26 protein-coding genes are annotated in these 25,743 nt (G+C 39.2%); 13 read left to right on the forward strand and 13 right to left on the reverse strand.

What is annotated here, in order from left to right:
• Positions 1–5 precede the first annotated feature (5 nt).
• From MTCD1_RS02060 to MTCD1_RS02085, 6 genes are all read left to right on the forward strand, one after another.
• Positions 6–482: a chemotaxis protein CheW gene (locus MTCD1_RS02060; RefSeq protein WP_082606432.1), complete on the forward strand. Its 477-nt coding sequence runs from the start codon at positions 6–8 to the stop codon at positions 480–482.
• A 41-nt stretch (positions 483–523) separates the two neighbouring features.
• Positions 524–2,200 carry a methyl-accepting chemotaxis protein gene (locus tag MTCD1_RS02065; protein ID WP_057180009.1) on the forward strand — a complete coding sequence of 559 codons (1,677 nt, stop codon included), beginning with the start codon at positions 524–526 and terminating at the stop codon, positions 2,198–2,200.
• A gap of 94 nt (positions 2,201–2,294) precedes the next feature.
• Entirely contained in the window at positions 2,295–3,122 is an 828-nt protein-coding gene (locus MTCD1_RS02070) for a CheR family methyltransferase (protein WP_159459892.1), read from the forward strand.
• Between the two features lie 80 nt (positions 3,123–3,202).
• The gene (locus MTCD1_RS02075) at positions 3,203–3,745 is read left to right on the forward strand and encodes a chemotaxis protein CheD (RefSeq protein ID WP_159459893.1); all 543 of its coding nucleotides are present in this window, start codon (positions 3,203–3,205) and stop codon (positions 3,743–3,745) included.
• Complete coding sequence (locus tag MTCD1_RS02080; protein WP_307188489.1) at positions 3,720–4,826, forward strand: protein-glutamate methylesterase/protein-glutamine glutaminase; 1,107 nt, start codon at positions 3,720–3,722, stop codon at positions 4,824–4,826. Before MTCD1_RS02075 ends, MTCD1_RS02080 begins: the two co-directional genes overlap by 26 nt.
• A gap of 46 nt (positions 4,827–4,872) precedes the next feature.
• The gene (locus MTCD1_RS02085; RefSeq protein ID WP_197410252.1) at positions 4,873–6,099 is read left to right on the forward strand and encodes an EAL domain-containing response regulator; all 1,227 of its coding nucleotides are present in this window, start codon (positions 4,873–4,875) and stop codon (positions 6,097–6,099) included.
• 54 nt (positions 6,100–6,153) lie between these two features.
• Here the strand turns inward: MTCD1_RS02085 and MTCD1_RS02090 are convergent, their stop codons facing one another.
• Positions 6,154–6,531 carry a response regulator gene (locus MTCD1_RS02090; protein WP_057180004.1) on the reverse strand — a complete coding sequence of 126 codons (378 nt, stop codon included), beginning with the start codon at positions 6,529–6,531 and terminating at the stop codon, positions 6,154–6,156.
• A gap of 466 nt (positions 6,532–6,997) precedes the next feature.
• On the opposite strand from MTCD1_RS02090, the gene MTCD1_RS02095 reads away from it, so the two are divergent.
• Both MTCD1_RS02095 and MTCD1_RS02100 read left to right on the forward strand, forming a co-directional pair.
• Positions 6,998–7,324 (forward strand): hypothetical protein, encoded by a 327-nt coding sequence (locus MTCD1_RS02095; RefSeq protein WP_231732968.1) that lies wholly within the window; start codon positions 6,998–7,000, stop codon positions 7,322–7,324.
• Positions 7,321–7,539 (forward strand): helix-turn-helix transcriptional regulator, encoded by a 219-nt coding sequence (locus MTCD1_RS02100; protein ID WP_057180003.1) that lies wholly within the window; start codon positions 7,321–7,323, stop codon positions 7,537–7,539. Before MTCD1_RS02095 ends, MTCD1_RS02100 begins: the two co-directional genes overlap by 4 nt.
• 88 nt (positions 7,540–7,627) lie before the next feature.
• Here MTCD1_RS02100 and MTCD1_RS02105 read toward each other — a convergent pair whose 3' ends face one another.
• Complete coding sequence (locus MTCD1_RS02105; protein WP_057180002.1) at positions 7,628–9,322, reverse strand: RluA family pseudouridine synthase; 1,695 nt, start codon at positions 9,320–9,322, stop codon at positions 7,628–7,630.
• A gap of 393 nt (positions 9,323–9,715) precedes the next feature.
• Between MTCD1_RS02105 and MTCD1_RS02110 the strand changes: the two genes are divergently transcribed.
• On the forward strand, positions 9,716–10,264 hold the full coding sequence (locus MTCD1_RS02110) for an NUDIX domain-containing protein (protein ID WP_057180001.1): 549 nt from the start codon (positions 9,716–9,718) through the stop codon (positions 10,262–10,264).
• An 8-nt stretch (positions 10,265–10,272) separates the two neighbouring features.
• On the opposite strand, the gene MTCD1_RS02115 is transcribed toward MTCD1_RS02110, so the two are convergent.
• Positions 10,273–10,995 (reverse strand): glutathione S-transferase, encoded by a 723-nt coding sequence (locus tag MTCD1_RS02115; protein ID WP_057180338.1) that lies wholly within the window; start codon positions 10,993–10,995, stop codon positions 10,273–10,275.
• Between the two features lie 133 nt (positions 10,996–11,128).
• Between MTCD1_RS02115 and MTCD1_RS02120 the strand changes: the two genes are divergently transcribed.
• A complete protein-coding gene (locus MTCD1_RS02120) occupies positions 11,129–13,468 on the forward strand; it encodes a peptidase U32 family protein (protein ID WP_057180000.1) in 2,340 nt (779 codons plus the stop codon).
• A gap of 110 nt (positions 13,469–13,578) precedes the next feature.
• Here the strand turns inward: MTCD1_RS02120 and fdx are convergent, their stop codons facing one another.
• The 9 genes from fdx to trmJ all read right to left on the reverse strand — a co-directional run bounded on the left by fdx (position 13,579) and on the right by trmJ (position 21,208).
• The gene (gene fdx / locus MTCD1_RS02125) at positions 13,579–13,917 is read right to left on the reverse strand and encodes an ISC system 2Fe-2S type ferredoxin (protein ID WP_057179999.1); all 339 of its coding nucleotides are present in this window, start codon (positions 13,915–13,917) and stop codon (positions 13,579–13,581) included.
• Positions 13,918–14,005: 88 nt separating this feature from the next.
• Positions 14,006–15,868, reverse strand: coding sequence for a Fe-S protein assembly chaperone HscA (gene hscA / locus MTCD1_RS02130; protein WP_057179998.1), 1,863 nt, complete (start codon positions 15,866–15,868; stop codon positions 14,006–14,008).
• Positions 15,869–15,959: 91 nt separating this feature from the next.
• Positions 15,960–16,487, reverse strand: a complete 528-nt coding sequence (gene hscB / locus MTCD1_RS02135; protein WP_057179997.1) for a co-chaperone HscB — start codon at positions 16,485–16,487, stop codon at positions 15,960–15,962.
• A gap of 173 nt (positions 16,488–16,660) precedes the next feature.
• Positions 16,661–16,984, reverse strand: a complete 324-nt coding sequence (gene iscA / locus MTCD1_RS02140) for an iron-sulfur cluster assembly protein IscA (protein ID WP_057179996.1) — start codon at positions 16,982–16,984, stop codon at positions 16,661–16,663.
• A gap of 11 nt (positions 16,985–16,995) precedes the next feature.
• Positions 16,996–17,388, reverse strand: coding sequence for a Fe-S cluster assembly scaffold IscU (gene iscU, locus MTCD1_RS02145; protein ID WP_057179995.1), 393 nt, complete (start codon positions 17,386–17,388; stop codon positions 16,996–16,998).
• Between the two features lie 135 nt (positions 17,389–17,523).
• Positions 17,524–18,738: an IscS subfamily cysteine desulfurase gene (locus MTCD1_RS02150; RefSeq protein WP_057179994.1), complete on the reverse strand. Its 1,215-nt coding sequence runs from the start codon at positions 18,736–18,738 to the stop codon at positions 17,524–17,526.
• A 48-nt stretch (positions 18,739–18,786) separates the two neighbouring features.
• Positions 18,787–19,293 carry a Fe-S cluster assembly transcriptional regulator IscR gene (gene iscR, locus MTCD1_RS02155; RefSeq protein WP_057179993.1) on the reverse strand — a complete coding sequence of 169 codons (507 nt, stop codon included), beginning with the start codon at positions 19,291–19,293 and terminating at the stop codon, positions 18,787–18,789.
• A gap of 247 nt (positions 19,294–19,540) precedes the next feature.
• Entirely contained in the window at positions 19,541–20,350 is an 810-nt protein-coding gene (gene cysE / locus MTCD1_RS02160) for a serine O-acetyltransferase (protein WP_057179992.1), read from the reverse strand.
• A gap of 42 nt (positions 20,351–20,392) precedes the next feature.
• Positions 20,393–21,208, reverse strand: a complete 816-nt coding sequence (gene trmJ, locus MTCD1_RS02165) for a tRNA (cytosine(32)/uridine(32)-2'-O)-methyltransferase TrmJ (protein WP_057179991.1) — start codon at positions 21,206–21,208, stop codon at positions 20,393–20,395.
• A 320-nt stretch (positions 21,209–21,528) separates the two neighbouring features.
• On the opposite strand from trmJ, the gene suhB reads away from it, so the two are divergent.
• Complete coding sequence (gene suhB, locus MTCD1_RS02170; protein WP_057179990.1) at positions 21,529–22,332, forward strand: inositol-1-monophosphatase; 804 nt, start codon at positions 21,529–21,531, stop codon at positions 22,330–22,332.
• Positions 22,333–22,480: 148 nt separating this feature from the next.
• Positions 22,481–23,272, forward strand: a complete 792-nt coding sequence (gene cobA / locus MTCD1_RS02175; RefSeq protein WP_057179989.1) for a uroporphyrinogen-III C-methyltransferase — start codon at positions 22,481–22,483, stop codon at positions 23,270–23,272.
• 102 nt (positions 23,273–23,374) lie between these two features.
• On the opposite strand, the gene MTCD1_RS02180 is transcribed toward cobA, so the two are convergent.
• Complete coding sequence (locus MTCD1_RS02180) at positions 23,375–24,790, reverse strand: DEAD/DEAH box helicase (protein WP_057179988.1); 1,416 nt, start codon at positions 24,788–24,790, stop codon at positions 23,375–23,377.
• 350 nt (positions 24,791–25,140) lie between these two features.
• On the opposite strand from MTCD1_RS02180, the gene MTCD1_RS02185 reads away from it, so the two are divergent.
• Positions 25,141–25,704, forward strand: coding sequence for an outer membrane beta-barrel protein (locus tag MTCD1_RS02185; protein WP_369007700.1), 564 nt, complete (start codon positions 25,141–25,143; stop codon positions 25,702–25,704).
• Positions 25,705–25,743 lie beyond the last annotated feature (39 nt).

Genomic DNA, 25,743 nt, shown 5'->3' on the forward strand with positions numbered 1-25,743 from the left:
ATACAATGGTGGATAAAACTAGCCAGTTCTTAACCTTTACCATTGCCGGTGAGCATTTCGGTATGGACTTGCATCAAACGAGAGAAATTATTGAATACGCCGGTATAACGAAAGTGCCATTAATGCCGAAATTTATATCTGGGGTAATAAACCTACGTGGTGAAGTTGTGCCAGTAATAGACTTGAGCGTTCGCTTAGGTCGCAAACCTATTACCATACATAAAAGAACGTGTGTCATCGTCATTGAATTACACACCAGCGAACAATATTGTGTACTCGGTTTATTGGCAGATGCAGTCAATGAAGTTATCGACATATCCGCTAGTGATATTGAAGAGGCTCCCGCTTTTGGTGCAAAAATTAGAGCCGAATTTATTCAAGGTATAGCAAAAAAAGATGGTGAGTTTATTGTACTTCTAGATGCAGAAAAAACCTTATCGCCTAGGGAATTAGCTCATTTAGTTGAAGCTGAACTGCAATAATCCATTCACTAAATATAATTTTGAGAGCAGAGGAACACAACATGTTAGAAAAAGTAAGCTTAAAAGCCAAAGTTCTATTTTTGGGCCTTCTGGTGGCATTATCACTGATATTGTTAAGCTGGGAAGCCGTCAATGAGCTATCAAAATTTCATGATTCAACAATTCATAACTTTGAAAAAGTGGAAAGAAATGTAGATATCTTGAATGATATTACTCATCTACATGTCATTTTTAAAAGCCAAGTACAGAGCTGGAAGAATATTCTCATCCGCGGTAATAACCCAAAACAATTTGAAAAATACCATGCTCAATTTATTGAATACTCAGATAAGGTACAGTCATTATTAAGCCATGTTATTGAAAAAAGTTTAGCTGTAGGCAAGAACACAGATGAATTAGAAAAAACTAAAGATGATCATGCTAAATTAAAGCAGTCATATTTAGCAGCCTTACAGCACTTTGATAGTAAAGATCAACAAGCAGGTAAAAAAGTAGATAAAATGGTTAGTGGTATCGATAAAGCCACCAGTAAAGACATGATTGAGCTAGCAGAACACGCTGAAAAGAACTTTGAAAAAATTATAGAAACAACTCATAAATCAATGGAAGAAGATTTTATTGAAGATAGAAGATCATTAATATTATTCTCCGGTATTGAAGCAAGCATTATCATACTGTTAATGATTGTTATTTTTTATGATTTATTTAAAACCTTAGGCGGTGATCCTCGCTACGCGGCACATATTTGTAATCAAGTAGCCAATGGTGACTTAAGTATCGAAATTGAATTAAAACACAACGACAAAACGTCTCTGCTTTATAGCATCACTAACATGAAAAACCAATTAGCCACCATTATCCACGATGTAAGATCCTCTTCCGAGGCTTTGTCTTCTGCATCAACAGAAGTCAATTCTACCGCACAAACTATTGCTAAAGGTGCATCAGTACAAGCGGCCAGTGTTGAAGAAACGTCGGCCTCAATGGAAGAAATGTCAGCCTCTATCTCACAAAATAATGAGAATGCGGGCATAACCAATGGCATAGCTCAACAAGCGGCAAAAGAAGCAATGATAGGTGGAGAAGCGGTGTCAGAAACCGTTGCTGCCATGCAAAAGATTGCCGAAAAAATAAGTGTCATTGATGATATTGCTTATCAGACCAATATGTTGGCACTTAACGCCGCTATTGAAGCCGGCCGTGCGGGAGATCACGGTAAAGGTTTCGCGGTAGTTGCCTCAGAAGTAAGAAAACTTGCTGAGCGCAGCCAAATCGCTGCTCAAGAAATTGGCGAATTGGCCAAAGATAGCGTAATACGCGCAGAGCTAGCCGGTAAGTCACTAAAAGATATGGTACCTTCAATTAATAAAACAGCGGACTTGGTACAAGAAATTGCCGCAGCGTCTGCAGAGCAAGCCACAGGAGTTCATCAAATTAATGAAGCCATTGCTCAAGTAAATCAAACTATGCAACATAATGCCGCCGCCTCGGAAGAGCTCAGTGCAACGTCTGAAGAAATGAATGTACAAGCATTACAGTTACAAGAGTCGGTAAATTTTTTCACCTTAGAAGCCTCTCCTCAAGCAAAAAACAAATCATCAAACAGCAGCCCTACCATAAATAATTCTTTGAGTTCAAAGACTAAAAGGTCGGCGAGTAAATTAATAAATAAAAGCAGTAATCGAGATGATGATGATGATAAGTTTGTCAGTTATTAAGTTTTATTGTTGATAACACTGTCATGTTAGCCCTCCTTTGGGCAATGAATATGGCATCAAAGGATAAGGTTAGATAATGCGAGGGTTAGCCGTAATGAGTACATTAGAAACACTACCCTCTGAGGAGATTTTTACCCTTTTTCAAAGGCTAGTTTATGACAAGCTAGGCATTCACTTAGCCAAACAAAAGCGCATGATGTTAGGTCACCGCTTGTTAAAACGCGTTAAGCATATCCAAGTTGATAACTTCTCTGCTTACTTTAGATTTATCACTAACCCTGATAATAGTCATGAACTAGAAGTTGCCTTAGAGTTGATGACCACAAATGAAACTTTTTTCTTTCGCGAGGAAAAACATTTTGATTACATGAGTAATATTATTCTGCCAAGGATAAACGCTAACCAAGACTATAAAGTTTGGAGTGCTGCTTGCTCTACCGGTGAAGAGCCCTACAGTATTGCCATGCTACTGAATGAACATTGCTCTACACCTTGGTCTGTGGTCGCTTCTGATGTTAATAAGTCTGTCTTAGCCCATGCCCGCAAAGGCATATATATTAATGATAGAACTAAATTACTGCCTAAGGAATATCGGCAAACTTATTGTGTGAAAGGCACCGACGAATTTGAAGGTTATATGCGAGTGAAACCGGAATTAAGAAAGCAGCTACACTTTTTCTCTTTCAACTTACTTGACAACATGTCAGCTTTAGGGAAATTTGATCTTATTTTTATTCGCAATGTGATGATTTATTTTGATGATAAAACCCGACAAAATATAATTAATGGTCTACAACAATGTCTAAATGAAGAGGGCTACCTATTTATTGGCCACTCAGAAACATTACATGGTTTAGAGCACTCATTTGAATTAATAAAACCGGCAATTTATCAAAAAACTCACGTAAAGGAAAATCAATAAATTAAAGCTGCTTTATCGAGATATGGTCGATGAGACAAGATAATCGCTGCACTAATTTACCGCCAAGCGAGGTGTACTTTATGAAGATAAGAGCAATGAGACAAGATAATCGCTGCACTAATTTACCGCCAGGCGAGGTGTACTTTTCTCAACCATTAAAAAATAATGCCCCAAAAGAATTAAAAACAATATTAGGCTCTTGTGTTGCGGTTATAGTTTGGCATGCAAAGAGTAAAACTGCGGGCATGTGTCACTACTTATTAGTTCAGGAAGCAGAAAAGTCCAAATCATCACCCGTAATGCAAACATATCGTTATGGAGAGCAAGCGCTAGATTATTTATTAAAAAGAATGGCATCACTTCATCCATTAGATGAATATGAATTAGCGCTTTATGGCGGCAGTAATATGTACCCTAGTGTCACCTACCCTTCTATTGGTAAAGTTAATGTCATGTTTGCCAAAAACTGGGCAAAGAAAAACAAACTAACATTCTGTCAGCAAGATACCTTAGGTCATCATGGTCGTAGTGTAACTTTAGAGCTAACCACAGGTGGCATCACTGTTATTAAGTATAAAGATGATAAAGGAGGCTTTAGTGAGCATTCAAGTAATGATAGTTGATGACTCGGCAGTGGTTCGGCAAGTTATCTCACAGATACTCAATGATTCAACAGATATTGAGGTCTATGCAGTGGCTAATGACCCTATATTTGCTTACAGTAAAATGCAAAAACAGTGGCCTGACGTCATAGTGCTCGATATTGAAATGCCGCGTATGGATGGTATATCTTTTTTAAAAAAAATTATGGCTGAGCGGCCCACGCCGGTAGTTATTTGTTCATCACTAGCGGAAAAAGGAGCTGAGATATCTTTAAATGCCTTAGCGGCAGGAGCTTTTGATATTATTACCAAACCACAAATGGGTTTAAAGAACTTTTTAGAAGAAGCCGCCGGTCAAATAAAAGCGGTTGTCCGCGCTGCGGCAAAGGCAAGGTTACAAAAACCGCTGGTTAGTAAGGTGGCTACTAAGACTCAATACTCTTCAATGGCAAAAACAAATGAGGCCACTAAGTCCCTTATTGAAGCTGTGCTAAACAACTCAACTTCAGCTACAGCAACTGACTTAGTATCCATGAGCCTTACCACAGATAAAGTTATCGCTATTGGCTCATCTACCGGCGGAACTATAGCACTTGAAAAAGTACTAACCGCTCTCCCGCCCACTTGCCCTGGCATAGTAATAGTTCAGCATATGCCTGAAAAATTTACCAAAGCCTTTGCTGATAGACTAAACTCTTTATGTGAGTTAGAGGTTTTAGAAGCAAGCTCTGGCGATAGAGTTATCCCTGGTAGAGTACTGATTGCTCCCGGTGGTAAACACTTACAAGTCAAGCGCTCAGGTGCGCAATATATTGCCATTGTCTCTGAAGGTCCAGCTGTAAATAGGCACTGCCCATCTGTTGATGTATTGTTTAAGTCACTAGCAATCAGTGCTAAGCAAAATGCTACTGGCATTATTCTGACTGGGATGGGCAATGATGGTGCTCAAGGCTTACTAAAAATGAAAAATGTTGGCTGTAAGACCATGGCTCAAAATGAGAGTTCTAGTGTAGTATTCGGTATGCCAAAAGAAGCGATAAAGTTAGGTGCTGCGCAAAGGATTGTTGATTTAAGTGAAATTGCGGAGCTAATTAAGCATTAAAAATAAAAATAAGCTTGATAGTGAAATTAACCTTATGAGTGACTCTATGAATAAATTAAATGTATTAGTTGTTGATGACAGTAATGTGCAACGAAACCATGTCATGAATATGTGTTTAGAGCAAGGTGTTACTAATATCGTCGGTGCCATCAATGGTGTGGACGCCATTAAAAAATTATCAGAGGATAAATTTGATCTTGTTTTCATAGACCTAGAAATGCCGGTCATGGATGGTGTTGAATTATCACGTAAAATTGCTAAAGATAAATTGGCAAAGTCGGTAATCATTTTAAGCTCAAAAGACCCTTCTCTAATTTCCAGTATTGGCACCATGGCTGAATCTGATGGCTTAATTGTCCTAGGTACATTTAAAAAGCCTATGAAAATTAATGATCTAGTAAATAGCTTAAATAGACTAACAACTCATACTAATAGCAATGAAACTCACAAGATATACAACCGACTGGTAGTTGATGACATAATTAACGGCATAAAAGAGCAACAAATCACGTTATTTTATCAACCAAAATTGACCTGCAAGGGCTTATTACTCAAAGGCGTGGAAGCCTTGGCTCGCTGGAATCATCCTAAACTAGGTATTGTCTCTCCGGTAGAGTTTATTACTGCCGCAGAGGAATTTGGTGTTATTTCTGAGTTAACTCATTATTTATTTGATATCGCGCTCAAGCAAAAAGTGCAGTGGCGAGATCATGGCATAAACTTCCATCTTGCTTTCAATCTATCACCACTATCTTTAGCCGATAATGACCTTGCTGAACAAATATACAATCAAGTGATACGCCACCATATAGAACCAAAAGATATTGTCTTAGAGGTAACTGAAAATGCTATTTGTGGCGAGATATCAACCGCGATAGAAACGCTAGCGAAATTAAGATTAAAAGGTTTTAAACTGGCAATTGATGACTACGGTACTGGCTTTGCCAATGCTCAACAGTTATCTCGAGTACCTGCCACCGAGCTAAAACTAGATCGTATTTTAGTCGATAATGTTGCCACTAGGCCGCAGCAATTGGCAATATTAAAAAGCACAGTCAATCTTGCTAAAGATTTAGGTTTAACAACGGTAGCTGAAGGGGTAGAAAATTTTGATGACTTTCAACTGTTATATCAATTGAACGTCGACTTAATACAAGGATATTACTTTGCTAAACCTATGCCCCCTGAAAAGTTAATCCATTGGCTACAAGTTGACTTAGCTAAAATAAGGCAAGATTTACACGAAAAACAAGCTCAGGAAAGTAATAGTTAGCAATTATTATATTGTGATGATAATTGCTAACTATCCAATTGAATAAATTAGCTATTATGCAACTTTTTTATTGGCTTCTATCCAATGTAATTGTTTTTTCAAGGTATTACAATTAAAAGGCTTGACCATAAAGCCAGTGACTTCCCCAGCAATAAGCGCCATTATTTTTGCCTTATCATCTTCGCTAGAGACCATCAGCACAGGTAAGTTAGAGAGCTTTTTATCATGCCTTATTTTACTTAGCAATTGCTCACCATCTAAATTAGGCATATGTAAGTCGGTAATTAATAAATCATAGTCATTTAATCGCAACATTTTCAGCGCATGCAAGCCACAGCTTGCTTCATCAGGGTCGTTATGACCTAAACTAGTTAGCATATGCAGCATAACTTGGCGCATTGATGGCATGTCATCTACCACTAATATTTTCATCTTATAAAATCCCTTTAGTTAAAGACGTGGATATTGAATTAAGGCCTGATTAAAAATTATAGCGTCACATTGAAATTTTTCCACCGCATCAGTAATAATACCAATTTCACTAAATTATTACCCACTTGTACCGGTTAAAATATCCCAGACCAGCTTGTTCTCAATCGCAAGAACCAGCGATTACTTAATCAAGCGCCTGTGCTGAATTTTCACCTAAGCACAACAAGATCACACACTTAATGAAACTAGCATAAGTTCTTATATCCCCTAATAGCGACTACAAAGACTAGTAAAGCGAACTTTACTTATCGGGTTTGATCCCTACAATAAAGTCAAATAAACTTTACATTAAATCAAAGAGAGTTTACTTATGACTAAGAAAAATGCTACACCAAATAGTTACTAACTAAAAAATAATGCCAATAACGTCACATTAAGAAATTGGACGGGCTGCTGGGTTATTACCATGGCTATAGCCTCTTTCGCTCCAAAATTTATTTGGGAATTCAACACAGTGTTAACCATTATCGCCGTGCTAATTAACCTAGCGGTTGGTTTGCGTATGTTAATAGCTAATAGAACTTATTTGCATGGCCTAGATGAAATGCAACAAAAAATACTGTTTGAAGCCATGGCCTTAGCTTTAGGGGTTGGCTTAGTCGTCGGCCTAAGCTATGAATCATTAGAAGATATAAAATTAATCACTTATCAACCTGAAATACCTCATGTAATTATCTTAATGGGCATAACTTACCTAATAGCCGTTGTCTCTGGCCATAGGAAATACCAATGAAAAATCGCTTAAAGGTGTTACGCGCAGAGCGTGACTGGACACAAGCTCAACTTGCTAGCGCGTTAGAGGTATCGAGACAAACGATTAATGCTATTGAAAAGGGCAAGTTTTATCCTAGTTTACCCTTGGCATTTAAAGCGGCTAGGTTGTTTAATTTAGCCATTGAAGATATTTTTCAGGACGAAGTTACAGAAGTTACAATGGTTAAAAGCTAGCTCATATTAAAAGGTATGTCACGTTAATTTAGCCTCTATACATACTACTTTAACGCGACGCCTTGTTAAATATACCATTGCTGACTGTTTAAAAATTGGCAGCGACAGTGAATTCCATTAATTCATTTGTTGTTGGGTGTTTCAGTTTTAACATTTCTGCATGTAAATGTAAGCGGTTAGCTGTAGAGCCATATAAATCATCACCAACAATGGGCGTATTAAAGCCTAAGTGATGAGCACAGTGCACTCTTAGTTGATGAGTTCGACCCGTTTTAGGATATAGGTGTACTCTAACTAGGGTTTGCTTACCTTGCTGTTCAAAAGCGACCCTCTGCCATTTTGTTTCCGCGTCTTTACCTGTTTCAAAACAAACCATTTGTCTCGGTCTATCATCGAAGTCACCCGCTAAGGGTAGACGAATAATGCCCTCTTCATTGTCTAATATCTGTTTAGGGCAACCAGACAACAGAGCAACATACCTTTTTTCCACTGTTCGCTTGATAAACTGCTGCTGCAAGCTTTTATGTGCTGATTTAGTCAGTGCTATAACCATTAAGCCTGAGGTCGACATATCCAGGCGATGGACAATAAGTGGTCCGGTTGCTTTAGGGAAAAATAGCTTCATTCGGCTATAAACACAATCAGTTATACTCTTACCTGGCACAGATAAAAGTTCACTGGGTTTATTGATCACCGCCATCTCATTATCTTGATAGAGTATATCGATGCTTTTTTCTTTTGCTAGGTCTTTCAGCATAGGATTATCATCCATGGGCATACCACTGAGCATGTGAGCCAGAATAGGTTGGCATTTACCCATACAGGCGGTATAGAAATTTTTATGTTGTCTGACTGCTGATTTAGGTGATTTACCCCACCAAAACTCTGCCATAGCTAGCGGTTTTAGCCCTACTTTAAAGGCGTATTGCAACAGTTTAGGGGCGGCACAATCGCCGGCACCGGCTGGCGGAACACCATATCTATGGTGAAAAGCCGTATCAATAAATAAATCAGTTAAGTTTTTCTCTTCTTGCTTAATATTTAAAAAGCGGTATTGCTCAAATAATTTCTGTTGTAACGCCTTTGATAATAATGATCTTCTCTCTTTAATCCCCCAAATCACCTCAAGTAAGCTATCTAGAGCATATTGGGCTGTTGTTAGCTTTTCTTGCCAAGAGTATTTCAAATACTTTAATGCATTTTTATCAGCAACACTTTCTTTTGCTAGTTGCTTTTTTAACTGGGTAAATTCATCATCTGAGAGCGAGGCCATAGCTAGGGTACGTTGTGCTTTTCTTGCTTGTCTTTGAGTCGAATTTTCACTTTGTAATTGGCTAATATCATTATTAGCTAAAGAGGATAATTTGGCTAGCGCCTGCTTTTTCACCGCAATTTCAGGGTTGTCTTCTAACAAGCTAAGCTGTGCGTTAAGGTCATTAATCAACTTTTGCTCTTTTTTAAAGAATTCGGCCTTGGTTGAATCATCGACCGGCGGCACAAAGTGACTAAGATCATTATTATCCGCCAACTGTCCTGAAAATCCAGACAGATAGCCTAGCTCCCCTTGAGCATTTACCACTAAAAGAACGCCAAACATTTTGCCACTTTGGCTAAAGTTATGCTGTAATGACTGTTTCTGCTCTAGGCTAACTTGCAGTTCTTGTGCCGCTAATAAACACAAAGGGTGTGGCTGATAATAAAAGGGGAAAGTAAAACGTTCAGGTAAACTATAACAATCAATAGAGGACTTAAAACGAGTAAAACAAGGATCATTCATTTGCATAGATAACGCTCAAAACCATAACAATAAAGGCATAACACCAAAAACAAAAGTGGCCTTATCAGCCAGATAGATTTCAATTAAAGATTAGTACCACTAATCAAAATCCGTAAAGGCTATTTTAATCGTTTGTCACATGGAGGACAATGGAAAATATCATTGCCATTAATTACTTGTCATTGATTAAGTTCAAATGAGCCCCATCTAATACCAGTTTCATTAAGTGTGTGATCTTGTTGTGCATAGGAACAATACTTCAGGGCAGGCGCTCAATTGAGCAATAGCGGGCTATTGGGATTGAGAGCAACGCTGACATGAGATATTTTAACCAGCACAAGTAAGCAATAATTTAATGAAATTGGTATAATACACAATAATTTTATAATATCACTTACTATGCGTTTACTTAAATCAACAATTCACCCGAATATTAATCCGCTTACGGTTAATTCCCCTGATAAGAAACGTTTTATTCGTAAAGCGACCCGAGCCATAGTACTTAATGGTGAGAGTATATTGCTACTTTATACCAAGCGTTATCACGACTATAGCCTACCCGGTGGTGGCATAGATGCGGGAGAAAGTCATATTGACGGACTAGTGCGCGAGCTTAAAGAAGAAACTGGCGCGCATAATGTCAGAAACATTGTAGAATTTGGCCTCTACGAAGAATTCAGGCCATGGCATAAAGCAGGCTTTGATTTTGTTCATATGCAATCTTACTGCTATACCTGCACCATTGATGAGGAACTACTTGAGCCAGAATTTGAAACCCATGAGCTAAATAATGGCATGCAGCCAGTATGGATGAACATTCATCAAGCCATTGCTCACAACGAAGCAACCATGGCAACAAGTAAGAAAAAAGGTCTTTCGATAGAACGTGAGACCTTTTTACTAAAGCTCATTGTCAGTGAATTAGTAAACGAATCCGTACCGGCTTAAGTACCTGATTAGTTACCGCCAAATAAAACATCTTGCCGGTTCTCTAGCCACAGTGGGTACTTTGCCATAACCTTGGTAAAAACAGGGCTCTGCAAATAACTATTTAGCCATTGCCTTACCCTTGGGTAGGGTGATTGCAAATACCACTGACGTTCTATGCGGGCAAATTGTCGAATAAAAGCAATTAAGGCAATATCAGCGAGACTTTCTTTATCTGAGATTAAATAACAGTGTTTAGATAAGCGTAGCTCTAATTTTTCTAGGTATAACTGGCAAGCTTCGCGGCACTGGCCAATATTATCTTCTTGATAGCGTTTAGCGCATTTATAGGCTTCCAAACAAGTTTTAAAGCCGGTATCAAATTCATTAATGAGTAAGAGCATTTCAGCTAAGGCGCCCTCTTGCTGACTGGGTTTGCGACCACCTTCGTCTCTGTGTAATAAATCATCAGGATCCGTTGCACGTAAAGCCCATAACATGATAGCTAAACTTTCTTCGATTACCGTACCATTTGTTAAGACTAATACCGGTACTGTCCCTTTAGGCGATACCGCTATCATTTCAGCAGGTTTATTACTTAATACCAAGTCTCTTAACAAAACTGCCTGTTTAGCTTTAAAAATTGCCAGTCTCGCGCGCATGGCATAAGGGCAGTTTCTTAAAGAATATAATATGGGAAGTTCTATTATATTACTGTTTTTACTAACAATTACATTGGTACTTTTATTCATAACGGTAAACATTCCAGCGCTGCAATAAACAATTACTTTAAAGAGCTATTTTAACGGTATTCATCGGCTCATTATACGAGTAAAATCCCCCCTTTGAAATTTAACCGCCGTTTAATTGGCTAAAGTTGTATAAATGAGTCCTAAAATTGAATTGTTAGCCCCCGGTGGTGATGTAGATGCGATAAAAGCGGCAATTATTGCTGGCGCAGATGCGGTGTACTGTGGTTTAGATACTTTTAATGCCAGAAACCGTGCTACTAATATTTCTTTTGATGAACTGGTCCGTATTATTCGACTCGCACACCAGTATGAATGCCAAATATTCTTAACGCTTAATATCATTATTCTAGAGCGCGAATTTAAAACCCTGGCTAAGTTATTAAGTAAACTGGCTAACACCACGCTCGATGGCGTTATTGTCCAAGATTTAGGCATGCTGTATATTCTTAAAAAGCACTTCCCGACCTTAGACATCCATGCTTCGACCCAATTAACAACCCATAACATTGGTCAAATTCCATTTTTAAAAAAATTGGGTGCCTCACGGGTTAATTTATCTCGTGAATTAAACTTAAAAGAAATCACCGAAATTACTGCCGTATCGACGGAGTTAGATCTGCTTACCGAGGTATTTGTCCACGGCTCATTATGTATCGCATTTTCAGGTTTATGTTATTCCACTTCAGCCAGTGTCGGTAATTCTGGTAATAGAGGGCGTTGTAGCCAAGCTTGTCGTGAAGAATATAAACCCACCGAAACAGGTAATAAATTCCCACTAAACATTAAAGATAATTCGGCATTTTTCGATTTACCGGCACTAATCGATGCTGGCGTGCACTCCTTTAAAGTTGAAGGTCGTATTAAAGGCGCTAGCTATGTACATACCGTTATCGATAGTTTCCGTAAGCAAATAGATGGTTTTGTTGCCACCGGTGAACTACTTGAAGACGGCGAGCGACTTTATAAGGTGTTTAATCGCGATTTCTCTAATGCTTTTTTACGCGGCGATTTAAACCAATCGATGTTTATTGAAAACCCGCGTGATAATTCAAAATATTACGCACTAGATAAAAGTAACGCTATCTCTGTAGTAGAAATACAAGATGTTGAACAAAAACTAAGTGATGAAAAAGAACAAATTCACGCCAGTGTCTTTGACAAAATAAAACACCTAAGTATTGAAAAACGTGTCTTATCTTTAGTATTCTCTGGTGAAGTTGGTAAACCTTTAACCGTTACCATCAAAATAAAAGAAGCGGCAAGTACAGGTGTTTCCGAGCAAGCTACCACAGAGCAAACCCATGTTATGCACTCTGAACGCCTACTTATAGCCAGTGAAAAAAACTGCATTGATGATAGTGCCATTGCAAAGCGCTTTAAAAGCTTCAATAACGCTGAGTTTAACTTAACTCAGTTAAGTACTGACGCTATACCACAAGGTGTCACTATTCCTTTTAGAGAGCTTACCGCACTTAAAAATAAGATAGCGGCCTTACTCAATAACGATATCCCGATATTGGCAGCAGTAGAGCTACCAAAACTAGTACGTCATGCAAAACAAGACCAGGCGGTCAAATTATCACTATTAATATCTGATGAGAGCGACATCAAGCTTGGCGAAATAACTGATGCCGATATTTATTTTAAACTGCCCGATGCCTATAAGCGAGGCTGTACTAAATATGTCAGTTTTTTCCAACAGAACCCAGGTCTTATTCCTTGGTTCCCCTCGGTATTAATTGGCAAAGATTATGATGTAGCGGTTAATATTTTACAGCAAGTCAAACCTAAATTGATTGTCACCAATAACACTGGCATTGCCAATAGAGCCTTTGAATTAGGCATTGACTGGATTGCTGGACCGTTTTTAAATACCACCAATTCTTATGCGTTATTGGCGATGAAAGAAAACTTTAACTGTAGTGGCGCTTTTATTTCCAACGAAATTAACCGCCAACAGATGAAGACAATCGCCCGTCCGGAAAACTTTAAAATGTTGTACAGCGTTTACCACCCCATTTTATTAATGGTCAGTAGGCAGTGTTTCTTCCAGCAAAGTGTTGGTTGCGAGAAGCCTAGGATTGATAATGGCTGTATGCTTTCATGCGATAAATCGACTAGTATCACCAACCTCAAAGGCGTTTCCTTTGCTATTGATAAGCAAAAAGCTGGCTACCCAAGTATTTATAATAACGATCAATTCTTAAACACAGAAATAATCCAAGACTTAGCGCAGTTATTTGATGGTTTTATGATTGATTTAACTAACATAGGTGCCGGTGATAAAGAGTCACCTGATAAAGCGGTCCTCATTGCACAATTTGAACTGTTACTTAACAATAGTAATATCGAGCAGGCTGGACAACTTGGCAGACAAGCAAACTCGTTATCAAATTCGTCGATAAACGCCCAAAACAAGCTGAATAGCTTAGTACCTGAGTCGACCAACGTACAATATCATAATGGCTTATAAGCCATGATAAAACCTTTGTTGAGCTAACGATACCATCAGCCAACAAATAACAAAAAGGCCATTGACATATTCATGTCAATGGCCTTTTCAATTTACATAGGTAAAAAAAATTAGTGAGCTTCAGAAACCATATTGATTGTGTATTTAGGGATATCAACCACTAAATCTTCATCGCCAACAATTGATTGGCAACTAAGACGAGATTCAGGTTCTAAACCCCAGGCTTTATCAAGCAAATCTTCTTCAAGTTCATCACCTTCTTCGATAGAGTCAAAACCTTCTCGAATAATAACGTGACAAGTAGTGCAGGCACATACTTTTTCACACGCATGCTCTATTCCAATATCATTTCTTAACGCGACGTTAAGTACGCTTTCGCCTTTTTCGGCTTCAACAACTGCGCCATCTGGACATAGTTCTGCATGAGGTAAAAATATAATTTTTGGCATTTTATCTATTCTCTTTGTAGGCGTGAACTTGTTCGCACCATTATCTTATTCAATTTAAAGCGAGAATAAATTCTCGCCTACAGTTTAGCTAAAGCTTATCAATCGATTGGCCCGCTAATGCTTGGCTAATTGAACTATCCATACGTCGTTCAGCAAATAATACGGTACTATCGTTCAACTTATCAAGGGCTGTTTCTATCGCTTTATTATCACTGCCTTGACTTACTTGAGCGAGGGACTTAATCGCACTTTCAATAACAGTAACTTCATCACTATTGAGCAATTTACTATCGGCAAGTAAGGCTGCTTGCACTGACTCAATAACACGTGCCGCGTCAACTTGTTGCTCTTTAAGCATACGCGCTTGCATATCTTCGGCAGCATTATTCATTGAATCTTTAATCATCTGACTAATTTGATTGTCATCTAGACCAAATGAAGGTTTAACTTCAATGCTGGCTTCTACCCCGGTGGACTTTTCCATCGCAGTTACCGAAAGTAAACCATCCGCATCAACGTTAAATGTCACTCTTATATGGGCTGCACCAGCAGTCATAGGGGGAATGCCACGTAACTCAAAACGGGCTAGTGAACGACAATCATCAACTAACTCACGCTCACCTTGTAATACATGGACCGCCATTGCTGTTTGACCATCTTTAAAAGTGGTAAATTCTTGCGCCTTGGCCACCGGTATAGTGGTATTACGTGGGATCACCTTTTCTACTAAGCCGCCCATGGTTTCAAGGCCAAGGGACAAGGGTATAACATCAAGCAATAACATATCACTATCAGGCTTATTTCCAGCTAAAATATCTGCTTGAATAGCCGCTCCAATAGCAACCACCTTATCGGGATCAATAGTAGTTAATGGCGTCTTATTAAAGTACTTTTCAACTTCACTGCGCACCAAGGGTACACGTGTTGAACCACCTACCATAATAATTTCAACGACTTCATCAACCGTTATACCAGCATCTTTAATGGTACGACGACAAGCACGTAGTGTTTTCTTCACTAATGTGCCAATAAGTTCATTCAATTGTGCTTGGTCGAAACTTACCGTCCAATCACTACCGCTATCAAGAGAAAGACTGATCTCAACTTGATCATTATCAGTTAACTGCTCTTTGGCAAAACAAGCTTGCTGCATCAATTGACGCTCTAATGATGGCGATAAAGGTCTGGTTAAATCTGCTTGTTCAACAAGGTAGTCAACGATAGCTACATCAAAGTCATCACCACCCAGTGCAGTATCACCACCCGTAGCTAATACTTCAAAGACACCTTTATTTAAGCGCAAAACAGAAATATCAAAAGTACCGCCACCTAGGTCATAGACAGCAATAATACCTTCTTGTCCTGAATCTAACCCGTAAGCTACCGCAGCGGCCGTGGGTTCATTTAATAACCGTAAGACGCTAAGGCCGGCTAATTTTGCTGCATCTTTAGTACTTTGCCTTTGAGCATCGTCAAAGTGAGCGGGCACAGTGATAACAACACCGGTTAACTCGCCGCCTAAAGCGGCTTGTGCGCGTAGCTTGAGGGTTTTTAATATTTCTGCTGATACTTGTACTGGGTTAATAGCACCTTGCCTGGTCATAATTTCAGGATGATTTTCATCACCACAAAACTCATAGGGTAAAGATGGATATTTACTTTTAATATCAGGCAGTGAGCGCCCAATTAAACGCTTAGCAGAAGTAATAGTATTCTCTGCGTCCTCAATGCTAAGAGCTTGGGCTGCCTGACCCACTAAAATATTGTCTGCTTGATAGCTGACTATTGAGGGTAATAAATCACGGCCTTGCTCATCGCTTAAAGTACTAGCGTTTCCGCTTTGTACACTTGCTATCAAGGAGTTTGTGGTACCAAGATCGATGCCTGCAGCTAATCTGTGTTCATGAGGAACGGTACTTTGACCGGGTTCTGCAATTTGTAATAAAGCCATGATGTTAATTCAATGATCTGAGTTTAGGTTAATGGTAAGTGGTAAATACTAAGGTGCTTGGGTTTTCAATTATTGCTGCCGACTTGCTCTGCTAGTCATCAAACAAGGCATCTTCAAGGCGGTCCACTTCAATATTTAGCTTTTGATAAAACTTTAATTTGCGTAAATTATCGCATGCTGCATTATTAGATGCTGAGTTATTTTCACTTATCTGTGCTCTCATCAGTTGAGTAAGCTGTAAGTATTCACTTGATAATACTCGTTGAACTTCAAGTAAGGCGGCATCCGCATCACTTGCCTGCTTAACGTCTTCAAGCATTTCTCGCAATTCCATTTGATGCAATAAAAAACCTGTATCGCTAAAAGAGTGTTGCTCGTTTGGCATATCAACACCGCGTTGAACTAATATATATTCAGCACGTGGTAATGGTTGTTTTAGGGTTTGATATGCGTCATTAATTTGCGCAGACTTTTGTACGGCAATGCGTTGATCTTGGTCTGATGCGTGGGCAAACTTGTCTGGATGTACCGCCTTTTGCAAGGCTTGATAACTTGATGATAGATTTTGTAAATCGAGATCGAAAGAGGCTTCAATGCCGAAGAGTTGGAAGTAATTCAAAATATTTTCTCAGGATTAGCACGGGTGCAACACCTTAAAAAATGATTGCACCATAATGAATTCAACTCAACACTAGTTTACCCTGATGCTAGGTAAAAGTAGCAAGTTGGCATGAGCCAATGAATACTTTCAACTGAGCAACTGGGTAAAATAGTAAAGAAGTGTCTTCGCTATTACACGTTAAAGCTCTCACCACAGCCGCACTCACCTTTGGCGTTGGGGTTGGTGAACTTAAAGCCTTCGTTTAAGCCTTCTTTAACAAAGTCGAGTTCAATGCCATCAAGATAAACCAAGCTTTTCTTATCTATAATAATGTTGACATCATCAATAGAGAACAGCTGATCATCTTCATTTAAATCATCAACAAACTCGAGTACATAAGCTAAACCTGAACAGCCGGTAGTTTTAATACCTAAGCGAAGCCCAAGCCCTTTGCCACGATTTTGCATGAATGATTGAATACGTTCAGCTGCTGCAGGTGTCATGGTAACAGACATTGTTTTCTCCGTTATTTACCTTGTTTACTTTGTTTACTTTTATAATCTTCAATCGCTGCTTTAATGGCATCTTCAGCCAAAATTGAGCAATGAATTTTTACCGGTGGTAAAGCTAACTCTTCAGCAATATCGGTATTTTTAATTTTACCCGCTTCTTCAATTGACTTGCCCTTTACCCATTCAGTAACCAATGAGCTTGATGCAATCGCTGAACCACAACCGTAGGTTTTGAATTTAGCATCTTCAATGATACCATCAGCAGAAATTTTAAGTTGTAGCCTCATCACGTCGCCACACGCAGGTGCGCCAACCATACCAGTAGCTACTGTTGGATCGTTTTTGTCCATTGAACCAACATTACGTGGATTCTCATAGTGATCAATTACTTTTTCGCTGTAAGCCATGTTACTCTCCTAACTTGTGCCAAATTGTTATTAGGTAATTTCGAGATAATTACTTATACACCTTATTTGACACTAAATTTTATCTAAAGTGCTGAACTATTTTACTAAACCTTATTTTATTTAACTCAGTTTAGTTTAGTGAGCAGCCCATTCAATTGAATCTAAATCGATACCGTCTTTGAACATTTCCCAAAGCGGTGACATATCGCGTAAATGACCTATAGCGCCTCTAATTAATTTAATGGCGTAGTCAATTTCTTCTGACGTGGTAAAACGACCAAAGCTAAAACGAATTGAGCTATGGGCCATTTCATCATTTAGCCCTAATGCGCGTAGCACATAAGACGGTTCTAAACTTGCTGATGTACAAGCACTACCTGACGATACCGCCAGGTCTTTCAGTGCCATAATTAACGACTCACCTTCAACATAGTTAAAACTGACGTTTAAATTACCAGGATAACGTTTGTCAAAATCACCGTTAACAAAAACTTGTTCCATTGAGTTGACACCAGCCCAAAGACGGTCGCGCATTGCTGTTACATGGATAAGGTCTTGTGCCATTTCTGCTTTAGCCAAACGACAGGCTTCACCCATACCAACAATTTGATGCGTTGCTAAGGTACCAGATCGCATGCCACGTTCATGACCACCACCGTGAGTTTGTGCTTCAATACGAACACGCGGTTTACGTGACACATATAAAGCGCCAATGCCTTTAGGTCCGTACATTTTATGTGCTGAAATAGACAATAAGTCAACTTTCAACGCTTGCATATCAATGTTAATTTTACCGACACTTTGTGCGGCATCAACATGGAAAATAATTTTGCGAGCACGACACATTTCACCAATTTCATTGATGTCTTGAATAACACCAATTTCATTATTTACATGCATTATGCTCACTAAAACAGTGTCATCACGCATGGCATCATTTAATTTTTTTAAATCAATTAAACCATTTTCTTCCGGGTCAAGGTACGTTACTTCAAACCCTTGACGCTCTAATTCGCGACAAGTATCTAATACCGCTTTATGTTCGGTTTTACTGGTAATAATGTGTTTACCACGTTTGTGATAAAAATTAGCAGCACCTTTAATGGCTAGGTTATTTGATTCTGTGGCGCCCGAGGTGAATACAATTTCACGTGGGTCGGCATTAATTAATTCAGCAACTTGATTACGAGCGATATCAACCGCCTCTTCGGCTAGCCAGCCAAATTTATGAGAACGGGACGCGGGGTTACCAAAATGACCGTCTGTGGTCATGTATTGCATCATTTTTTCTGCTACACGCTTATCTACAGGTGTAGTAGCTGAGTAATCAAAATATATAGGAAGCTTCATGCGCTAACTCTCTCCGATGGTAAATCTTTAATACGACGCGACTGGCTATTACCAGTCGTTCATTACATTTTTAGTGGTTATCAATGTCTCTAACGGTATGCTTTTATTAGCATTTATATGTAGTTTATCTTGTCGTTTAGAAACGGCTATCACATCACGCTTTGCCACTAATTCTGATAAGCTGATGTTTTGCAAAAATTCTTCAATTCGTTGGCTTAACCCTTCCCAAAGAGAATGAGTTAAACATTGTTCACCATCCTGGCAATTGTCTTTTCCTGAACATTTAGTGGCATCAACACTTTCATTTACCGCACAAATAACATCAGCAACCGCTATTTCAGCTGAGCACCTGCTCAAGCGATAACCGCCTCCAGGACCACGAACACTGGTCACTAGCCCTTGCTTGCGTAAACGAGAAAAGAGTTGCTCTAAATAAGACAAAGATATACCTTGGCGCTCAGAAATATCAGCCAAAGATACAGGTCCAGATACGGCATGAATAGTAACGTCTAACATGGCAGTAACTGCGTAACGACCTTTAGAAGTAAGTTTCATAATCTGCTCTCAAACACTATGTTAGTGTACTCAATATATCAATTTAGTAGGACGATTAAGTCAAAGCTATTTGACCACCAAAGCATAGAAAAAAATGCTTAGTTTAGTAAATGCTGCGCAATTCTACCTAACCCTACATATTAGTCAAATGAATACCCTAGTAATTTACTCAAGTATTGTACACCAAGAAATGAGAGGCGAGAAGTAATAGTTGACTAAATTAGTCAACTATTATTTTTTAATGAAATTAAATTTCAGGATCAAAGCTGCTCACCTTGCTTTCACGACGCTGCGCCGCTGCTTTTTCATCTTCAATAAACTCACCCACTCTTAATTCAGGCAAGTTTTGATCACAAATATTACCACCTAGGCTATTAACTTCTTTGCAAAGAGCACTCACTCGATCATCCATTAAATGCACATGATCAAGTAAGCGACCAATAGCTTTAGCCACAGGATCAGGGTTATCGTGGGAAACAGCATAGGCATCAAAGCCATATTTTTTAGCGGCAGCTTCTCGCTGTTGGCCTTCACCTTTACTCGGTTTATCCGGAACGATTCTGCCAGGAATACCTACCGCAGTAGCGTTAGCGGGTAAGTCTTTAACAACCACTGAATTAGAGCCAACTTTACCGCCCTTGCCGATAGTGATAGGGCCTAGTACTTGGGCGCCTGCACCAATAACAACATTGTCTTCTAAGGTGGGATGGCGTTTACCCGGTTTCCAACTAGTACCACCGAGAGTAACACCTTGATAAAGGGTAACATCATCACCTATTTCGGCGGTTCCGCCAATAACAACGCCCATGCCGTGATCAATAAAAAAGCGTCGACCAATAGTGGCACCGGGATGTATTTCAATGCCCGTTAACCAACGTGAAAACGTAGAAAAAACGCGCGCTAATAACTTCCAATTAGCACACCATAATTTATGACTCACTCGATGAAACCATATGGCATGTAAGCCTGGATAATTAAGTAACACCTCGAAACTAGTACGAGCGGCGGGATCTCTATCAAAGACACTATTGATATCTTCTTTGATACGGCTAAACATAAATTATTCCTTCTATTACTCTTAAGTGACTAACTATTATGACTACTCTTTACTAGACCTTTCCATTGAGGCAAAAATCCCCCGCATCATCTTAACTTCTTTTACATCTGGCCTAGCGCGATTAAATAAACGCCTTAGCTTAGTCATCACTAAACCAGGATGGTTTTCTACTATAAAGCCGGTGGCTTTCAGTGCTTTTTCAAAGTGTTGATAAAAACGCTCAATTTCTTCACTCACCGGATAAAGTTCTTCAGCTTCATTTTTGCTTTTAGCAAGCAATTTACCATTACCGGTACTGCGTTCTTGATAATTTTTATCATGAGCCAGTAAATAACTGGTACGCACTTCATAACTTAACGTTTGTACCGCCATGGCTAAATTCAACGAGCTATAATCTGGATTAGCAGGTATCTGTACATGAAAGTGACAAAGTTGTAATTCTTCATTGGTTAAACCACTACTTTCTCGACCAAAAACTAACGCTACTGGATATTCACCTGCTTCGGCAATCAACTTCTCACCACAGCCTCTTGGCTCTAGCATAGGCCAAGGTAGTGTCCGAGAGCGAGCACTGGTACCCACCACTAAACCACAATCTTCAATGGCTTCTTGCAAAGTGCTCACTACTTTAGCATTTGCTAACACATCCGTTGCACCAGCAGCCATGGCTTGCGCTTGACCATTAGGCATTTCAATAGGATCAACTAAAATAAGCTGGCTTAAACCCATGGTTTTCATAGCGCGTGCTGCACTACCTATGTTTCGACAATCAGAGGTATTTACTAAAATAATTTTAACGCGATCTAATAGTGAACCTGGGGTGTTACTTTGCTGAGAATCTTGTTGGGGATCTGACATCTTATACTCTACTGTTTATTTCACTGGGCTTGTAAGCCCATCTAGATGGCCAGTATTCTACCATAGAAGATTACTGCTGTAGCTAACAAAAAGCACGCTTATTAAGCATCTTTATCTATGGCAATTTGATATTTAATAGTCTTTTTTTCTCTATTAAAAAACCAAGCCAATGAGTCGCTCATTTATTAAACGATTTATTTTATAAGATTATCGCTTAATGGTTTTTTTTTTGCTATAATTTGCGCGCTCGAATTTCAAGACAATGTTTGCTTGGAAATAAATTGTTCTTTTAAAAATTATTTACAAATAGGTACTCTATTATGCATCCCATGCTAAATATTGCCGTGCGCGCAGCGCGTACAGCAGGTAAAGTTATCGTTCGCTCTATGGAGCAACTTGATAAAGTTGAAATTGAATCAAAAGGAACGAATGATTTTGTCACCAGTGTTGATATTAGCGCTGAAGAGGCAATTATTGAGACTATTCGTAAATCATATCCAGATCACACCATTATCGGTGAAGAGTCTGGCGTGTTAAAAGGTAGTGATGACGATTACCAGTGGATTGTTGATCCACTAGACGGCACCACCAACTTCATAAAAGGTATTCCGCATTTTTGCGTTTCAATTGCCTTAAAAGTAAAAGGTAAACTAGACCAAGCGGTAGTATTTGATCCTATTCGTGGCGAGTTATTCACCGCTAGTCGTGGTAAAGGTGCACAATTAAACGGTTTCCGTATTCGAGTTAATAAAAATAAAGAGCTTTCAGGAACTGTCCTAGCCACGGGTTTTCCGTTCAAACACAAACAACACACTGCTGCTTACATGGCAATGTTCTCGGGCTTATTCCAAAAAAGCGCAGATATGCGCCGCACCGGCTCTCCTGCCCTTGACCTTGCTTATGTCGCAGCTGGCCGTTTTGATGGTTTCTTCGAGATAGGCTTAAAACCTTGGAATACTGCTGCTGGCGAACTATTAATAATTGAAGCTGGTGGTCTAGTAACTGACTTTACTGGCGGTCATAATCATGCAAAATCAGGTAATATTGTTGCCGCAAATACCCGCATATTAAAAGATGTGTTGAAAGAAATTCGTCCTCACCTAGGTGAGGCACTTAGCAAGTAATTTTTGTCTGAGTTTACTTAGTTAAAATAGCTAAGTAATAACACAATAATATTAAGCGCCACAGTAACCTTACTAAATAAGGTCACTGTGGCGCTTTTTTTGCTTTAGACTAACTATATAGTTTTTAGTACATTTGTTAAGAGAGCTCATGGATAACATTAAGACCACAAAACAAGCCTTTATCGGCGGAGAAGTCGCCTTAGTTGGCGCAGGTCCTGGCGACCCAGATTTACTGACCATTCAAGCCTATCGTTTTATCAAACAAGCAGAAGTAGTTATCTATGATCGGCTAGTCAGTGAAGCTGTAATGGCACTATTACCTAGCGATTGCCAGCAAATATATGTTGGTAAAAAGCAAGCAGATCATAGGGTTCCGCAAGAAGGCATTAATCAGCTTTTGGTTGATAATGCTCTATTAGGTAAAAGAGTGGTCCGCTTAAAAGGTGGCGATCCCTTTGTCTTTGGTCGTGGCTCTGAAGAAGCCCAGTTTTTATTAAGCCATGGTATCGCTTGTCATATTGTCCCTGGCATGACCGCAGCATCGGCTTGTACTAGTTATGCTGGTATCCCGTTAACTCATAGAAACATAGCTCGAAGTTGCACCTTTATCACAGGGCATGTGCAAGATAATGGTGCACTAGACTTACCTTGGCAGGCATTGAATGATAAAGAGCAAACGATTGTCTTTTATATGGGTATAAAAAGTTTACCGATAATTACCACTCAACTGATAGCTGCGGGTCGTGATATAAATACCCCAGCAGCGTTAATTCGTAAAGGCACGCACCAAGATCAGCAGGTGATAAAGGGCACATTAGCTAATTTAAGCGAACTGGTAACCTTACATAAAATAACACCACCAAGCTTAATTGTGATTGGTGATGTTGTTGGACTATTTCCCAGTGAGCAGCTCACTAACTTAGGTTACTTAACACCTTAACGGCACTAACCATTCCGAGCAGTAAATAAAAAAGGCTTATGATGAATAGAATTACTATTGGTCATAAGCCTTTTTCTTGCTATTAAGATGTGCTAATTAGAACTAGCTATTATTTGCTGCACGTCTTGGGGTACGTGGCTTAGGCCCAGTACCGTCGTATTCCGGCTTTTTACGTCTAGAGGAGTTGTTCGCAGGTTTTGCTTTATTGCCACCGGTATTGTGACCATTAGCATTACCACCTGAGCGTTGACCATCTTTATGTTCAACTCGACCTCTACCACGTGCTGAATGTTGACTTGGTTTAGACTTTGGCGGCCTACCTGTTCTTAAAGGTTTTATCGCACGTGATTCGCCCAGCTCATTGGCAGGTATAAACTTCTCAATAACTTTACGCTCAATATGCTGCTGAATAACATGTTCAATGCCCCACAATAAGTCTAACTCATCGGCACAAACTAATGACAATGCTTGGCCAGTATTACCGGCACGGGCTGTACGGCCAATACGATGCACATAATCCTCTGGCACATTCGGTAAATCAAAGTTAACCACTTGCGGTAATAAATCAATATCAATACCACGAGCAGCAATATCGGTTGCCACTAGTACCTTGACTGAGCCATCTTTAAAGGCAGCAAGTGCTTTAGTACGTGCTCCTTGGCTTTTATTACCATGGATAGCCGCTGCAGTTATGCCTTCTGCTTCGAGGTGCTTGGTTAGCTTATTAGCGCCATGTTTGGTTTTAGTGAAAACCAACACTTGTTGCCAGTTATTTTCTTGTATTAAATATGTAAGTACTGCTGGCTTACGTTTTTTATCAACGGCCATTAACCATTGGGTAACTTTGTCTGCGGTGCTATTTTCAGCATCTACCGAAATCTCTAATGGGTTATTAACCAGACCTTTAGCAAGCGCACGGATCTCCGGAGAGAAGGTTGCTGAAAAAAGTAAGTTTTGACGGTCCTTTGGTAGCACTGCGATAAGCTTTTTAATATCGCGAATAAAGCCCATATCTAACATGCGATCGGCTTCATCAAGAATAAACACTTCAAGTTGACTAAATTTTACCGCTCTTTGATTGTATAAATCGAGTAAACGTCCTGGCGTTGCCACCAATACATCAACACCTTGGCGAAGACGCATCATTTGCGGATTAATTTTCACGCCACCAAAAACGACCATTGAGTGTAAATGTAAATACTTACCATAGGTCTCTATACTTTCGTGGATTTGCGCCGCTAGTTCACGTGTTGGGGTAAGTATTAATGCTCTTACGTTGTTTGACGCAACCTTATTGCCTTTGTTACTAGAAAGGCGCTGTAATAACGGTAAAGTAAAACCTGCCGTTTTACCGGTGCCCGTTTGCGCTACTGCCATAATATCTCGTCCAGAAAGAACCGCTGGAATAGCTTGCGCTTGAATAGGAGATGGTGTTTCATAACCCTTATCACGTACTGCTTTTAGTAATGGCTCAGATAAACCTAAATCAGTAAATTTAGTTGTCGGGGTATCGCTCATAAGAATCTCTTTAGTAAATAGAAAATACTGACAGCGGGATAAAAATGTTGGCAGCATGAAAGGGCGGCAGCATACAGCATGGTTAAGTGTAGTGCAAAAAAAGAGTGAATAATTCTGATGAATTACTTCGTTGAGGGAAAATTTAATCGCGTATCATTTTATTAAGTCAAACGTGGATAATATTTTATGTCATTAAAATCAAAACACTATAAATACGAAAACTATCGTTTACATCATTATTACACTGTGCTTACAATGATACTCACATGAAGCTTGAGCATAGCTTATACCTGTCTATTTAAAGTTTTTTATAAGGATATATAAATGAATAAAATATTTTAACCTCTGTAATTACTGTCTGTGTTTTAACAAGTACAGCAACTTTCGCAACTCAATCACCCAACTGGAGTTATGCTGAAATTGGCTATATTAAAGGAAGTGTATCATCTCTAGAACAAGCTGACTTTACTGGTATACATCTTGAGGGCTCTGTTAGTTTTCATGAGAATTTTTTCGCCTTTGGCCGTTATCGAGATATATCTGATTCTTTTAACAGAGTAGATGTCGAAGCAAATTTATTGAATTTAGGCCTTGGTTACCGCCATGGGATAAATGATAAAACTGATTTTTTTACTACCGCTTCATTTGCCAGCATATCCACGAAAGTATCATACCTTAGTGAGCACGAAAGTAATGACAATAATGGTTATGAATTATCTTTAGGGGTTCGCTCTATGCTCACTGATTCTTTTGAGTTCATGACGGCTATCTCATACGAAAAAATAGAGGGAAATGATACTTCATTTAAGTTTGCTGGCTTTTATCATTTCACCGAGAATATATCGGCAGGAGTAAACTTCCAGCTTTCCACTGATGTGCAATACTTAACTTTCTCAGCACGTTATTCTTTTTAAACGATATTTAATGCTTGCTAATTATTCCTCCTAGTTTTA

Origin of the sequence: Colwellia marinimaniae (assembly GCF_002207865.1) — a bacterium.
GTDB lineage: Bacteria > Pseudomonadota > Gammaproteobacteria > Enterobacterales > Alteromonadaceae > Colwellia > Colwellia marinimaniae.